Here is a 14,738-nt window from a genome sequence, read left to right as displayed (position 1 = left end):
CCAGTGGACCGGGCCCTCATTCGTTTCGCTTACTCGCCCTTCAGACTGTGCCCCTTCAAGAAGTCCCTGACCTTGGCGCTGACGGCCGGGTTGAGCAGGACCTTGCGGTGGCCCAGACCCGTGGTCGCCATGAGCTCGGCGTTCGGCCAGGCGTCGGCGAGGGCCTTGCCGTGGCGGAACGGGTTGGGCCGGTCGCCCCGGTCGTGGACGATGAGCACCGGGCCCTCGAGTTCGATGCCGCGCAAGGTGAAGTCGTCGAGCTTCACGCCCGACTTGGCCTCGCCGAGCGGCACCAGGCGCTCGAAGATGCGCGGGCCGACCGGGACGATCGCGCCGATCGTGTCGCGGAAGCCCTCCTGGCCGCCGATGAACGGCGCGAGCATCGCGAGCCGGATGCCTTGGGGGTCGATGCCGCTCTGGAGCATCCCGTGGACCGAGCTGAGCGAGCCCATCGAGTGGGACACGACCGCGTAGGGCGTGCCGAACTTCTCCAGGACCACGTTCATCGACTCGATGAGGTGGAGGCCGTTGGCGTGCCGCTCGCCCCACGGCCCGGGCCCGGCGTTGCCGTGGCTCGGGGCGTCGAAGGCGACGACGCGGTAGCCGGAGGCGACCAGGTTAGCGGCGATGAACTTGAAGTCGCCGGTCGAGCCGCCCCAGCCGTGCACGAGGTAGACCAGCGGGCCCTCGCCCCAGTCGTAACCCCACACCGTGGTGCCGAGGCACTCGAGCTCGAAGACGTGGGCGCCGGCGGGGGCCTCGCCCCGCAGGCGCTTCTCAGGGCCGGCGGGGAGCCGGAACCACAGGTCGCAGAGGACCTTCGCGGCCCGGGCGGGCGCAAGGTGCTCAGCGGCCGCGAAGCCGTTGCGCACATACCAAGGAGCACGAACGGTCGTGCTTTTCTTTTTCGCCGCAGTGGTCGGGGTTGTGGACGCCATGGGTGTCGGCCTTCCTGGTCAGGACCGGAGACTGTCGATCAGTCGATTGAACGCCGTCCACGCGCGGTCGGCGGCGTCGGGATAGGACAGGATGCGACTCATCCAGTTGTAGGACAAGAGGATGCCGAACACTTCCTGTGCCACCTGGAAGACATCGGTGTCTTCGGGGAACTCGCCCTGCTCGACCGCCGTACCGGCGATCCGGGCGAGCGACTCGAGCAGGTCGCGCTGCTCGGAGGCCATGAAATCGTGGAGCGGGCCCGGCAGGTCGTCGAACTCGGCGGCGGCGGCCAGGAACAGGCAGCCGCCCGGATGCGAATACCACTGCATCCAGTACTCCACGAGGGCCTGCAGACGCGTGATCCCGCGCGGCTTCGCCAGCGCGGGCCGGATCACCTCGTCGATGAACTGCTCGCCGTTGCGCTCCATGCAGGCCAGCTGGAGGGTTTCCTTGGACTTGAAGTGGGCGTACAGGCCGGACTTCGACATGTCCGCCGCGGCCGCGAGCGATCCGATGGTCAGCCCGGAGAGCCCCGAGTAGCGGGCCATCCGGACCGCTTCATCGAGGATCGCCTGCCGCGTCATCTCGCCTTTGCGCACGACCTAAAATAGCACGATCGTGCTGGAATCTCTACGGGCAGGAGCTACACGTCGCAGTCGCTCGGTTCGCCCGAGTACGAGAACGTCACCTGGACCGTCTCGGACAGCGCCCGCTTCGCCCCCGACCTGGGCGACTGCTCGATGATCTCGCAGTCCTCGTACGACCAGTCGAAGAGGTCGCGCTGCTCCCCCGTCTGCTCGACGCCCGCGAAACCGGCCTCCTCGACGGCCTGGTGCGCGTCGGCGGTCGACAGGCCGACCAGGTTCGGGACCGTCCCGGTCGGGGCGCTCTCAGTGGTGGGCTGCGCATCCGCAGAGGAGGTCTCGTCCTCGACCGGGTCCTGCGGCCCCTGCTGGCCCTCTTCGGGGGTCGGCGACTCCGAGGGGCTGGCGCTGGCCTCAGTGGACGGCGTGCCGCCGGGCTCCGTCGAGGCGGCCGAAGCGGAGTCCGATGCCGTTGCGGCAGGGGCGCTCTCATCGGCGAGGGCGTCGTTGTCATCGGTGTCGCCGTCGCCGAGTCCGGAGCCGAACGCGGCACCGGCTGCGACGACGACCAGGAGGGCCGCGGCTATGACCACGGTGCGTCCGGGGCCGCGCCGGCGCGGCGGTGCCTCTTCGTCGACGAAGGGCAGTTCCCGGGTCGCCACGGGCGCGGCCTCGGCCGCGAGGACCTTGGCCTTCGGCGAGGCGAGGATCGGCTCGATGCCGAACCTGCGGCGCAGGGTCGTGGCCACGAGCGGGGTGCGGGCCGCGCCGCCCGCCAGGAGCAGGCCCGCGAGCTCGGCGGGGTGGACGCCCGCCTCGGTGAGGGTCTCCTCCAGGACGTCGGCGGTCGACTCGACCAGCTCTTCGATGCGGGACTCGAGCTCGTCGCGCGTCAGCGGCATCTTGATGTCGGCGGTCGGCACCGTGATCACGGTGAAGTCGCGCTCGGACAGCTGTTCCCTTGCGCTCGTGATCTTCTCGAGCAGCAGGGCGCGCAGTTGCCGGTCGGTGGCCTCGACGGGGTTCTCGATGCGGGACCAGAGCCGGGCGCCGGCGTCAGGGTGGCGGCCCGAGAGGTAGGCCAAGAGCAGGCCGTCGAACTCGGCGCCGCCGATGGGCTCGGTGCGCTCGGCGACGACGACGGGGACGTCGCCGACGCGGCGGATCGCGGCGGCGTGGAACGAGGACCGGCCGAGCCGGTAGACCGCGAAGACGGCGTCGGGCTCGAGGGGGCTTGCGGTCTTGAGACTTGCCGCGGCGGCCCCGGGGTCGATCCGGACCAGTGCGGCCGGGGGGACGTTCTGCATAGAGCCGAGTCTATGCACGTCGCATCGAACGACTTCGACCTGTCTTGATCTGTTTTGAGGCACTTACGCTGCGCAATCACCGAGCGGGGCCGGAGGGACGCGTCCCTCCGGCCCCGCTTCGCGGTCAGTCCTCAGCTGCAGCCGCTGGTGGCGCCGCAGCCTTCGCAGGCGTAGCAGGAGCCCGCCGGGCGCACCTTCGTACCGCAGTTCATGCACAGCGGCGCGTCGGCGACTATTCCAGCGAGACTTCGACCCCTCCGGAGAAGGCAGAGTCGTGCAGTTCCAGCGTGGCAGGCGTCGTCCCGGTCGGGATATCGAAGACGATCTTGCCCTCGACCTGGTTGCCGGGATTGATCTCGGTGAGCCAAACGTCGTTGCCCTCCAAGAGGAGCCCGGCCTCGGAGCTGGCGGAGTATTCATTCCCGTCAGTGTCGAACAACTTCTGATCGCTGTCGAAGAACGTGCCGGCCTCGTCTCCGATGTTCTTCACCGTCAAGTCGATGATCACGAACTCGCCCTGCGCCTCCTCGCTGAGGATGTCGTCGCCAATGGTGGTTTCCCCTTGCTCGACATCCCCGACCGTGAACTCGAAGTTACCGTCGCGTACGGGCTCGCCCACTCCGGCATCGGAGTCATCTCCCGAATCGGCCGGGCCGGTCTCGTCGGTCGTGTCCTCCAGGGCATCGTCGACTTCGTCGACGAAGGTGCCGGAGATGGCGCTCGAGACGATCATTGCGATCACTGCCAGGACAATGCCGATGATCGACATCACCTTGTGCGACTTGAAGATGCCGATGACGCCGAGCACGATCGCGGCGATGCCAAAGATCCCGGCGATAAATACCCCCGCGATGGGAATGAGCCCCAGCAGCAGGGCAATCGCGCCGAAGATCAAAGCGAGCAGACCCATGGCCTTGGAGCGCCCCGGCGGCTGGTTGCCCGGGTACTGGCCGTAGCGCGGCGGTTCGGCGGACATGTCGGACATGGGTCAATCCCCTCTCGTGGGCGGCCGGGTGGCCGGGCCTGCGCCCGAATCACATCACGAGGTCAGGGCGTGATGCCTAGATATCTGCAAATGCGCCTCCACAAAAGGCCGGGCCGCCTCGCGTTCGCGAGGCGGCCCGGCTTAGCCATATCCTCTAACTGCAGCCGCTGGTGGCGCCGCAGCCTTCGCAGGCGTAGCAGGAGCCCGCCGGGCGCATCTTCGTACCGCAGTTCATGCACAGCGGCGCGTCGGCGCTGCGGGCCTGGGCCGAGTTGAGGATGTCCTTGCGGGACTTCTTCGACTCGATCTGCACACGGTCCTCAACGGCCTCCTCGATCGGCGCGGACGCGCGCAGTGCGTCGAGGTCGACGTCCGGCTGCGAGACCTTGGACGGGTCTTCGCCGTTGAGCTCGGCGGTGCGCTCGGCCGTGGTGAGGATGCCGATCGCGGCGCGCTCCTCGTACGGCAGGTAGTCGAGCGCCAGGCGCCGGAAGATGTAGTCCACCAGCGACGACGCCATGCGGATGTCCGGGTCGTCGGTCATGCCGGCGGGCTCGAAGCGCATGTTGGTGAACTTCTCGACGTACTTCTCGAGCGGCACCCCGTACTGGAGCGCGATCGAGATCGAGACCGACAGCGCGTCCATGACGCCCGCGAGGGTCGAACCCTGCTTGGACATCTTGAGGAAGACCTCGCCGAGGCCGTCGTCCGGGTAGGACGAGGAGGTCATGTAGCCCTCAGCGCCGCCCACGGTGAACGAGATGGTCTGGGAGGGACGCTTCTTCGGGAGCTTGCGGCGGACCGGGCCGTGCGTGGCGACCGTGGCGACCACTTCCTCGACGGCCGCTTCCACGGCCTTCTCGATCTCCTTCTTCTTGGCGGACAACGGCTGCCCGACCTTGCAGTTGTCGCGGTAGACCGCGAGCGCCTTGAGGCCGAGCTTCCAGCCCTGGAAGTAGACCTCTTCGATGTCCTCGACCGTGGCGGTCTCGGGCAGGTTCACCGTCTTGGAGACCGACCCGCTCAAGAACGGCTGCACGGCGGCCATCATGTTGACGTGTCCCATCGGAGAGATCGAACGCTCCCCCATGGCGCAGTCGAACACCGAATAGTGTTCCTTCGCAAGGTGCGGGGCATCGATCACGTACCCGTGCTCAGCGATGTAGTCGACGATCTCGGTCCGCCGCTCCTCGTTGTAACCGAGGTTCGCCAGCGCCCGGGGCACGGTCTGGTTGACGATCTCCATGGAGCCGCCGCCGACGAGCTTCTTGTGCTTGACGAGTGCGAGGTCGGGCTCGATTCCCGTTGTGTCGCAGTCCATCATGAACGAGATGGTGTTGTGGCTGACCATGCCGTTGGCGACGTACGTGACGTTCTCCGGGACCGAAAGGTCGTACGTCGGAACGACGCCGCCGTCCTCGTTGGTTTCGACACGCTCGAACAGGTAGCCGAGTGCGAAGCGCAGACGCTCGTCGCGCGTGTGCGCATAGAGATCCGTTGCGGCCTGCCTCGCGACGCCGCCGTGCTTCCGGAGTGACAGCACGATGCGGTTCCGGTACGGGTGTCCGGCGGGGACGATCTCGTCCCAGGCGGCTCGGGGCAGGTACACGCGGTCCCGCTTGGCCGAGCGCTCCGGCTCTTCCCAAGCCTGGAGTTGGTTCTTGCGGCCACCGATGAAGCCGATCCGCTCCGCAAAGTTGAGCGCGTGGTCAATGTTGCGGATCCGAACGACGGAGGCGTCGCCGCCCCAGCCGGTCGGAGTGATGCGCGTCGTCGTGGCGAAGCCGAGCGTGAGCAGGAGGGTCCGGATCTCGTCGGCAAATTCCGGCGTGCAGGTGCAAACGCTCTGCACCCCTTCCCCGACAGTCCCGTCCGCCTCAAAGAGTCCGCGGATGAAAGCCTCGTAGACCGATTCGGAGTTCGTCTCCAGGATCGCCGCCGGGATGCGCGGCTTCCAGCCCTTCCCGCTGTGGTCTTCGCTGGGGCGGCCCTTGGCGAAGCCGGCAGCCTGCCACCAACGCGCAAGACGGACCGACTGGAGCGTGACCTCGGTATAGCCCTCGCGCTGGCCGAGCTGCGGAGTGAGATTGAACAGCTTCTCGCTGAGTCGGCAGAGGTGGTCCGTGACGTCTTGGTCGTCCTCGGCGACGCACAGGCGGATGCCCTTGGCGTGCAGGCTGCCGTCGCCCATGAAGTAGCCGACGAGCTCCGCCAACTCTTCACTCACCGAGTCCGGAACGGTGAGTTCGCCGTCTTCGGTGTAGTAAGCCTGGTCGAGCACGGGCAGCGGCACTCGGTTGGGTTCGCCGACGAGTTGCCGCAGCTGCATCGGAACGAGGTCGCCGGCCTGAACCTCGGCCAGTCGCTTCCACTCCCACTGTCCGGTCGCGTCGTCGACGACCTTGATCCGGTGGACGAGTGTGCCCTGAATCCGGTATCCGGCCTCGGTGGTGATCCGACGTGTCGGCTCTTCGCCGTTGACGAAGAACTTCGTCGCCTTCATCGGGCCTTCATCGGTGGAGACCGTCGCGTCGAGGTCCTGCCACTTCCCCCCGAACGGGTCGCCGAGCGACTCGAGCCGGGTGAGGCCGCGGTCGGTCGTGATCAGGGTGTCGCCGGTGAGGCAGCCGGTCGGGGCCAGCACGGAGGCCTGGGCGTTGCGCCAGCCGTTGACGGCGCCGATCTCGTTGCCCTTGGCCCACTCGGCCTTTGCGGCGTCGAGAACGGTGGCGTCGACGTCGCCGAAGGTGCGGACTTCGTCCGCGGCCGCGGCGTGCTTGTGCATGACCCGCTGGTGCGGTTCGGCGTTGAGCTCGTAGCCCGCGTAGGGACCGACGACGCCTGCGAGCTCGGCGGAACGACGATAGGAGACGCCGGTCATCAGCGCGGTGATGGCGGCGGCCAGGGCCCGGCCGTCCTCGGAGTCGTAGGCGTGGCCCGATGCCATGAGCAGCGCGCCGAGGTTCGAGTAGCCGATCCCGAGCTGGCGGAAGTCGCGGGTGGTCTGGCCGATCTTTTCGGTCGGGAAGTCCGCGAAGGAGATCGAGATTTCCATGGCGGTGATGACGAACTCGACCGTGGCGACGAAGCGCTCGACGTCGAACGAGCCGTCTTCGCCGAGGAACTTCATGAGGTTCAGGCTCGCCAAATTGCAGGATGAGTCATTTAGACTCATATATTCCGAGCAAGGATTAGATGCGAAGATTCGGTCGGTATTGGCGTTTGTGTGCCAATCGTTGATGATGTCGTCGTACTGGATGCCCGGGTCGGCGCATTCCCATGCGGCCTGGGCCATGCGGCGGAAGACCTCACGGGCGTCGCGGCGGGAGAGTTCCTTGCCGTCGAGTCGACCTTTGAGTGCGTAGTCGGTGCCTTCCTCGACGGCCTTCATGAACTCGTCCGTGACACGGACCGAGTTGTTGGCGTTCTGGTACTGGACCGAGAACATGTCCTCGCCGCCCAGATCCATGTCGTACCCGGCATCGCGCAGGGCACGGATCTTGTCCTCTTCGCGCGCCTTGGTGTCAATGAAGGCTTCGATGTCGGGGTGGTCGACGTCGAGGATGACCATCTTGGCGGCTCGGCGGGTCGCACCGCCGGACTTGATGGTGCCCGCCGAGGCGTCGGCGCCGCGCATGAAGCTGATCGGGCCGGAGGCGTTGCCGCCCGAGGAGAGCAACTCGGCGGAGGAGCGGATCTTGGAGAGGTTGACCCCGGCGCCGGAGCCGCCCTTGAAGATCATCCCCTCTTCCTTGTACCAGTCGAGGATCGACTCCATGGTGTCGTCCACGCTGAGGATGAAGCAGGCGGAGACCTGCTGCGGCGCAGCGGTGCCGACGTTGAACCAGACCGGCGAGTTGAAGCTGAAGTATTGGTGGAGGAGCAGCCAGGTGAGTTCGTCGGCGAAGATCTGGGCGTCCTCGGCGGAGGCGAAGTAGCCGTTCTTCTCGCCGGCGAGGTGGTACTGGCGCACGACGCGGTCGATGACCTGCTTGAGGCCGGTCTCGCGCTGCGGGGTGCCGAGGGCGCCGCGGAAGTACTTCGAGGTGACGATCTGGGTGGCGTTGATGCTCCAGAACTCGGGGAACTCGACGCCGCGCTGCTCGAAGTTGATCGAGCCGTCGCGCCAGTTGGTCATGACGACGTCGCGGGACTCCCACTTGACCTCGTCGTACGGGTGCACGCCCGGTTTGGTGAAGATGCGCTCCACCTTGAGGCCGCCGGCCTTGGCCTGCTTCGTCTGCTTCGGTGCTGTCGCGGTAGTGGCTTTCGTGGTCTTCGGCATGTTCCTCGCCCCTGTCTGCTCATGCCTGGTCTGGGAATCGGATGGGTGTTCGTGCTGGGGGTCAGTCGTTGTTGGCGACGGTGGTGCGGGCGGCGTGCTCTTCGCGCAGTTGCGCGATGGCGGCCTCGAAGTCCTCGAGGGAGTCGAAGCTGCGGTAGACGCTGGCGAAGCGAAGGTAGGCGACTTCGTCGAGCTGCCGCAGCGGTTGGAGGATGGCCAGGCCGACATCGTTGGCGGGGACCTCGGCCACGCCGCGGGAGCGGATCTCGTCTTCGACGGTCTGCGCCAGCTTCGCCACGTCGTCGGCGTCCACGGGCCGGCCCTGACAGGCCTTGAGAACGCCGGAGGCGACCTTCCTGCGGCTGAACGGTTCGGTTGCGCCACTTCGCTTCACGACAGCGAGAATGGACTCCTCGACCGTGGTGAAGCGCTTCTCGCACTGCTGGCAGACCCGGCGACGGCGGATGATCTTCCCGTCCTCTGCCTCACGGCTGTCCACTACGCGGCTGTCGGGATGGCGACAGTACGGGCAACGCATCGCTAGAGTCTCCTTCACACGCCATCGTCGCTCTGGGGTCTGACAGTTTCCGGATCCCGGCGCGCCTGCGGCGCGCGATGCGGAGGGGACAGTCTGCCCTCCACCGAATCCAGTAGGTGTGGAAACCCCAACACCTAGTGAGAGACGATACAACAAACCACAAGATCTTGTGTCAAGGATACGCTGAATCGAGCACCCGGAAAACTCGGGCCGGGGCCGATATTTCAGCAGCGTGCGGAAGCCTATCGTTCACTCGTTCGAGTGAATCCGCGCCAAAACACATTCCAACCAGCGCGACGACACGCCGGAGTCGCACGAATGTTTGACTTGACACAGCACCTGAGTTACATTGTCGGAATCAGACATACCGTCCCATTTGTCTAACGGGAGCCTCCTGTGGCTAGCGAGACCACAACAGCCCGACCGAAAACGCGCAAGCTCACGCGTCGGCAGCAGCAAGTCCTCGAGTACATCGAGGAGTTCATCAACAACAAGGGCTACCCGCCCAGCGTCCGGGAGATCGGCGCCGAAGTCGGGCTCGCCTCGGCCTCGTCCGTCGCCTACCAGATGAAGCAGCTCGAGCGGAAGGGCTACCTCAACCGCCTGGCCGGCCGGCCGCGCGCGGTCGGCGTCCGCCAGTCCACCCCGGGCGGCGTGCAGACCTGCTCGCAGCACCCGCGGCCGCGGTACGTCCCGATGGTCGGCGAGATCGCCGCCGGGCAGCCGATCCTGGCCGAGGAGCGCGACTACGACGTCATGCCGCTGCCGGCCGAGTTCGTCGGAGAAGGCGTGCACTTCCTCCTGCGCGTCAAGGGCGACTCGATGGTCGAAGCGGCCATCACCGACGGCGACTGGGTGGTCGTGCGCCAGCAGCCCGACGCGCTCAACGGCGAGATCGTGGCCGCCATGATCGACGGCGAGGCCACGGTGAAGACCTGGAAGCGCAAGAACGGCAAGCCGTGGCTGCTCCCGGCGAACTCCCTGTACGACCCGATCGACGCCTCAGAGGCCGAGATCCTCGGCCGTGTCGTGGCCGTCCTCCGGAAGATCTAGTACCCCTAGATCGACTGGTACTCCCTGCAGTACAGCCGTGCCCGGAAGCAGCGTTCGATGCGCTGCTCCGGGCGCTGTCGTGTCAGCGGCCCCGGCCGTAGGTGCCGCCTTCGGGCTGGCCCCAGAAGCCGTCCTCCGGCTCCGGGCTCCGGTCCGCGTTTCCGGCCCCGTAGACGCCGCCCTGAGGGCCTACGTGCCCGCTTCCCTGACCAGTGGGCGGGGCGGCGGGTCGAGCCCCGTAGACGTTGCCTGAGGGCTCGGGACGGGCCGCGAAGGACTGGCCCGGGCCGGCGTTGTCGTAGACGCTGCCGTGGCCGCCGCCTTCGAACGCGCCGTACTGCGGTTCCTCGCGGGCGCCGCCGTACACCGAACCGGTGCCGGGGCTCGGCCGCGGCACCTCGGGACGGGCCGGGCTCGCGCCGTAGACGTTCCCGGAGGGTTCCTGGCGCGCACCGCCGTAGACCGAGCCGGTCGTTTCGGGCCGGGCCGGGGCTGCGGCGCCGTAGACGTTCCCCGAAGGCTCGGGGCGCGCGCCGCCGTAGACGCTGCCCGTGGCGCCGCGGGCGATCTGCCCGAGGTCGGGATCGGGCTGACCGGAGTCGAGGCCGAGGTCCACGGGGTCGTCGTCGTAAGCGGCGTGCCGGTCGCGGCCGAAGACCGATTCCTCGCGGGCGAAGCCCATCTCGGTCCCGTCGTCCTCGGTGCCGTTCTCGCCCTGCTGCTTGCGGTACTTGCGGATGATGACGATGCCGAAGACCATCGTCGCCATGCCGAGGATCGCGATGGCGGCCAAGATCTTCACGATGGTGCCGAAGCCCAGGTCGAGAATGCGGTCGACCAGGCTCGGGCCCTCTTCCTCGGCCGCGGGCTCGTCGCCGCCGTCGTCGGCGGCGGGCTCTTCGGCGGCCGCGGTGGCCGGGGCGTACGAGGTGATGGTCCCGACCGTGCCGTCGCTCTCGCTGGAGGACAGGACGTCGAAGTTGCCGTCGGCGTCGTAGGCCATGCCTTCCGCGCCGCCCGCATCGGTGATGGGGGTGACCACGGGGGTGCCTTCGGTCAGCGTCGAGATGACGTCGCCGTCGACGGTCCACTCGTAGACGGCGGTCTCGGTGCGCAGTGCGACCTTGCTGGCGTCCGCGTTCAGGGCCGCGCCGGTGACCGAGCCGCCTTCGGAGAGGGCGACGGTGCCGACGTTCTCAAGCGGCGTGTTCTCGGGTTGGTTCTCCCCCGGCGGGTAGTACAGGTTGGTCTCGCCGTCGGCCGCGGAGAAGAACAGCGGCTTCTTGTCGCCGGAGTCGGGGATGAGGAACGTCTCGACCTCTTCGGCCGCATCGGGGAAGACGTAGCGGTAGGTGACGTTGTTGTCGAGGGAGTCGATCTCGATCTGGTTGACGGTGATCCAGTCGCGGCCGGTCGCGCCGCCGGTGTCGCCGACCCAGATGAAGCCGCCGCCGTCGAGCGCCAGCGCCTGCGGGTCGATCGGCGGGTGCTCGATGAAGACCTCGTCGGCGTCGCGCGGACTGCAGTCCCCGCCGACGCGCAGGACCGACAGCGTCGAGTCCTGGTTGTCGGCGGAGGAGACGATCCACCAGCCGTCGCCGTCTTCGGCGGCGGCGATGCCCGAAGGGTTCGCCAGTCGGGGGTCGTGCAGGTCGCACACCACTTCCCCGCCGCCCTCTTCTTGGGCGTACACGGGGGGCGCGGCCGTGACCAGGACAGCCGCTCCGGCAGCCCCGGCAACGATCCGCGCAGGTAGGACCCTGCGGCCCACACGGCGCTCTCGCATCACGCAAGTGTTCCAGAACACGGGGGGTATTGGCCAGGACCCCCGTGAGACATGTTCAGGACCACTAGAATTCAGTCCTTTTCCAGGACAAACGCTCGCAGTTCCCCGGCCAGTGCCTCGTCGACCCGTGCCGTGATCACGGTGCCGTCGCCGCGGTGGTCGGTCTCGAGGACCTCGCCGCGCGAACGCAGGCGGGAGACGAGATCGCCGCGCACGTAAGGAATGCAGACCGTGAGCATCGTGTGCGGCTGCGGCAGCGCCTGCTCGATGGCGGCCCGGAGCTTGTCGATGCCCTCGCCCGAGTGGGCGGAGACGAAGACCGCGTCAGGCCAGTCGGAGCGCAGTTGCAGCATGTCGTCCGGCGCGACCAGGTCGAGCTTGTTGACGACGACGAGCTCGGGGACCTCCTCGGCGCCGACCTCGGCGAGCACCTCGCGGACCGCGTCGGCCTGGCCGAGCGGGTCGGGGTGCGAGCCGTCGATGACGTGGACGATGAGGTCCGCCTCGGCGACCTCCTCGAGCGTCGACCGGAAGGCCTCGACGAGCTGGTGCGGAAGGTGGCGTACGAAACCGACCGTGTCGGTGATCGTGTACTCGCGGCCCTCGGCGGTGCGGGAGCGGCGGGTCGAGGTGTCGAGGGTCGCGAACAGCGCGTCCTGGACGAGGATGCCCGCGCCGGTGAGGGCGTTGAGCAGGCTCGACTTGCCCGCGTTGGTGTACCCGGCGATGGCGACGCCCGGGACCCGGTTGCGGGTGCGCGAGTCGCGCTTGGTCTCACGGGTCACGGTGAGTTTCGCGAGCTCGCGGCGGAGCTTGGCGACCTTCGCGCGGATGCGGCGGCGGTCGGTCTCGAGCTTGGTCTCACCGGGGCCGCGCAGGCCCACGCCGCCGTTCGAGCCGCCCTGGCGGCTCATGGCGTCGCCCCAGCCGCGCAGGCGCGGCAGCAGGTACTGCAGCTGCGCGAGCTCGACCTGGGCCTTGCCCTCGGCGCTCTTCGCGTGCTGGGCGAAGATGTCGAGGATCAGCGCGGTGCGGTCGATGACCTTGACGTTGATGGCCTTCTCGAGGGCGATCAGCTGGCCCGGGGACAGCTCGCCGTCGGCGATGACCGTGTCGGCATCGAGGGCCTCGACGGTGTCCTTGACCTCGCGAACCTTGCCGGAACCGATGAAGGTGCCGGCGTCAGGCTTGCTGCGGCGCTGGATCAGGCCGTCGACGACCTCGGAGCCGGCCGTCTCGGCCAGCTGCGCGAGCTCCGCGAGGGAGTTCTCTGCGTCGTCGATCGTGCCCTCGGTCCAGACGCCGACCAGGACGACGCGCTCGAGGCGCAGTCGCCGGTACTCGGCGTCGGTGACGTCGGCGAGTTCGGTGGAGGCGAGACCGGAGACGCGCCGCAATGCTTGGCGGGCCTCCAGGTCCAGCTCCCCCGCGGAAGGGGCGGCGGTGGACGGAAAGTCTTCTTGGGAGTTCATGTGCTCTTGGTGCATCACCACAAGCTTGACACGTGCGGCCGACAAAGGGCGACCGAATATGGCCGCGCACTCCATCCGGCGGGGCGGGGCGGAGATTTGTTCTTATTGATCTCTGGGGCCCTTGGTCGACGATTCGGACCAGCGAGGACGTAGTCGCTGGTAGGAGCCGTCACGCCGCGACCGGGCGCGGGCAGACCCCCCGGGCGCGGTGGCATGATTCAGAGGTACCGACCGTGAGTCCACAACGTGGTGACTGATTAGGAGTGGCATGACTGCTGCGCGTCTTCCGAGTGCCGGGTTCTCCATCACTGTCCGGCTGGCGCTGTCCGCCGATCCGGGCGCGGCGGGGCGCCTCGCCACGGTCGTCGGCCAGGCCGGCGCCATCGTCACCGCGCTCGACGTGGTCGCCTCCGACAACAAGCGGATGACCGTCGACCTCACCTGCGACACCTCCGACGCCGCCCACGCCGAGCAGGTCACGCAGATCCTCGAGGCCATGCCGGACTTCGACGTGAAGAAGGTCTCCGACCGGACCTTCCTCGTCCACCTCGGCGGCAAGATCGAGGTCACCCCCAAAGTGCCCCTGCGCAACCGCGACGACCTGTCGATGGCCTACACGCCCGGCGTCGCCCGCGTGTGCATGGCGATCGCCGAGAACCCCGACGACGCCCGGCGCCTCACCATCAAGCGCAACACCGTCGCCGTCGTGACCGACGGCTCCGCGGTGCTCGGCCTGGGCAACATCGGGCCCGCCGCGGCCATGCCGGTCATGGAGGGCAAGGCCGCCCTGTTCAAGAAGTTCGGCGACGTCGACGCCTGGCCCGTCTGCCTGGACACGCAGGACACCGACGAGATCGTCAACATCGTGGCCGCGCTCGCGCCCACATACGGCGGCATCAACCTCGAGGACATCGCCGCGCCGCGGTGCTTCGAGATCGAGGCGCGGCTGCGCGAGCGGCTCGACATCCCCGTGTTCCACGACGACCAGCACGGCACCGCGATCGTCGTGCTCGCGGCGCTGACCAACGCGCTGCGCGTGGTCGGCAAGGAGTTCAAGGACGTCCGGGCGACCATCGTCGGCTGCGGCGCCGCCGGGACCGCGATCATGCGGCTGCTGGAGAAGGCCGGGATCGGCGACATCATCCCGGTCGACCGCGACGGTGCGCTGCACAGCGACATGGAGACCGACAACGAGACGCACCAGTGGCTCGGGACGCACTTCAACAAGACCGACTACTCCGGTGACCTCTCCGGCGCGGTCGAGGGCGCGGACGTGTTCATCGGCGTGAGCGCGCCGAACATCCTCAAGGGCTCCGACGTGGCGAAGATGGCCAAGGACCCGATCGTGTTCGCCCTCGCGAACCCGGACCCGGAGATCAGCCCGACGGAGGCCGCCCGGTACGCGGCGATCGTGGCGACCGGCCGCTCGGACCAGCCGAACCAGATCAACAACGTGCTGGCGTTCCCGGGCGTGTTCCGGGGGCTGCTGGACGCGCAGGCGCACGACTGGAACGACGACGCGGCGCTGGCGGCGGCGACGGCGATCGCCGACTGCGTGGGCACCGAGAAGGTGAACGCGACGTACATCGTGCCGAGCGTCTTCGACCCGAACGTGGCCCCGGCCGTGGCGGCCGCGGTCAAGCAGGCCATGCGCTGACGTGACGCGTTTGACGCCCCGGAGACCGCTGGTTTCCGGGGCGTTTTGTCGGACCCGGGCGCGAAGATCGCCGCTGTGCCAATTTACGGCTCGCAAGCTTCGCCGAGGCTGTCCCCTCTTGGGAGGGTGGGG

At 68.0% G+C, this 14,738-nt stretch carries 10 protein-coding genes; 2 read left to right on the top strand and 8 right to left on the bottom strand.

The annotated features are described in order from the left end of the window. Nucleotides 1–29: 29 nt before the first annotated feature. From ACFO8M_RS02495 to nrdR, 6 genes are all read right to left on the bottom strand, one after another. The gene (locus ACFO8M_RS02495; RefSeq protein WP_387970009.1) at nt 30–872 is read right to left on the bottom strand and encodes an alpha/beta fold hydrolase; all 843 of its coding nucleotides are present in this window, start codon (nt 870–872) and stop codon (nt 30–32) included. 84 nt (nt 873–956) lie between these two features. Next, the gene (locus ACFO8M_RS02490) at nt 957–1,538 is read right to left on the bottom strand and encodes a TetR/AcrR family transcriptional regulator (RefSeq protein ID WP_387970006.1); all 582 of its coding nucleotides are present in this window, start codon (nt 1,536–1,538) and stop codon (nt 957–959) included. 44 nt (nt 1,539–1,582) lie between these two features. Beyond that, nucleotides 1,583–2,830, bottom strand: coding sequence for an Hsp70 family protein (locus ACFO8M_RS02485; RefSeq protein ID WP_387970004.1), 1,248 nt, complete (start codon nt 2,828–2,830; stop codon nt 1,583–1,585). Between the two features lie 232 nt (nt 2,831–3,062). Then, nucleotides 3,063–3,563 (bottom strand): DUF4352 domain-containing protein, encoded by a 501-nt coding sequence (locus tag ACFO8M_RS02480; protein WP_387971171.1) that lies wholly within the window; start codon nt 3,561–3,563, stop codon nt 3,063–3,065. A 406-nt stretch (nt 3,564–3,969) separates the two neighbouring features. Next, a complete protein-coding gene (locus ACFO8M_RS26575) occupies nt 3,970–8,100 on the bottom strand; it encodes a vitamin B12-dependent ribonucleotide reductase (protein WP_449267465.1) in 4,131 nt (1,376 codons plus the stop codon). A gap of 61 nt (nt 8,101–8,161) precedes the next feature. Beyond that, complete coding sequence (nrdR, locus tag ACFO8M_RS02460) at nt 8,162–8,638, bottom strand: transcriptional regulator NrdR (protein ID WP_387970001.1); 477 nt, start codon at nt 8,636–8,638, stop codon at nt 8,162–8,164. Nucleotides 8,639–9,034: 396 nt separating this feature from the next. Here nrdR and lexA point away from each other — a divergent pair, with 396 nt between their 5' ends. Next, a complete protein-coding gene (gene lexA, locus ACFO8M_RS02455; RefSeq protein WP_270110793.1) occupies nt 9,035–9,691 on the top strand; it encodes a transcriptional repressor LexA in 657 nt (218 codons plus the stop codon). A gap of 82 nt (nt 9,692–9,773) precedes the next feature. Here the strand turns inward: lexA and ACFO8M_RS02450 are convergent, their stop codons facing one another. After that, nucleotides 9,774–11,477, bottom strand: a complete 1,704-nt coding sequence (locus ACFO8M_RS02450) for a hypothetical protein (RefSeq protein ID WP_387969998.1) — start codon at nt 11,475–11,477, stop codon at nt 9,774–9,776. Between the two features lie 71 nt (nt 11,478–11,548). Then, nucleotides 11,549–12,949 carry a GTPase HflX gene (hflX, locus tag ACFO8M_RS02445; protein ID WP_387969995.1) on the bottom strand — a complete coding sequence of 467 codons (1,401 nt, stop codon included), beginning with the start codon at nt 12,947–12,949 and terminating at the stop codon, nt 11,549–11,551. A gap of 268 nt (nt 12,950–13,217) precedes the next feature. Between hflX and ACFO8M_RS02440 the strand changes: the two genes are divergently transcribed. Further along, nucleotides 13,218–14,606 (top strand): NAD-dependent malic enzyme, encoded by a 1,389-nt coding sequence (locus ACFO8M_RS02440; protein ID WP_387969992.1) that lies wholly within the window; start codon nt 13,218–13,220, stop codon nt 14,604–14,606. Nucleotides 14,607–14,738 lie beyond the last annotated feature (132 nt).

It is taken from the genome of Glycomyces rhizosphaerae (assembly GCF_042647865.1).
Lineage (GTDB): Bacteria > Actinomycetota > Actinomycetes > Mycobacteriales > Micromonosporaceae > Glycomyces > Glycomyces rhizosphaerae.
The sequence above is the reverse complement of the archived record's forward strand: the minus strand, read 5'-3'. Positions and strand labels throughout refer to the sequence as shown.

Coding starts and splice junctions, on each gene's coding strand:
- hflX (WP_387969995.1), bottom strand. CDS start 12,949: ATGAACTCCCAAGAAGACTTTCCGTCCACCGCCGCCCCTTCCGCGGGG.
- nrdR (WP_387970001.1), bottom strand. CDS start 8,638: ATGCGTTGCCCGTACTGTCGCCATCCCGACAGCCGCGTAGTGGACAGC.
- ACFO8M_RS02440 (WP_387969992.1), top strand. CDS start 13,218: ATGACTGCTGCGCGTCTTCCGAGTGCCGGGTTCTCCATCACTGTCCGG.
- ACFO8M_RS02480 (WP_387971171.1), bottom strand. CDS start 3,563: ATGATCGTCTCGAGCGCCATCTCCGGCACCTTCGTCGACGAAGTCGAC.
- ACFO8M_RS02485 (WP_387970004.1), bottom strand. CDS start 2,830: ATGCAGAACGTCCCCCCGGCCGCACTGGTCCGGATCGACCCCGGGGCC.
- ACFO8M_RS02450 (WP_387969998.1), bottom strand. CDS start 11,477: ATGCGAGAGCGCCGTGTGGGCCGCAGGGTCCTACCTGCGCGGATCGTT.
- ACFO8M_RS26575 (WP_449267465.1), bottom strand. CDS start 8,100: ATGCCGAAGACCACGAAAGCCACTACCGCGACAGCACCGAAGCAGACG.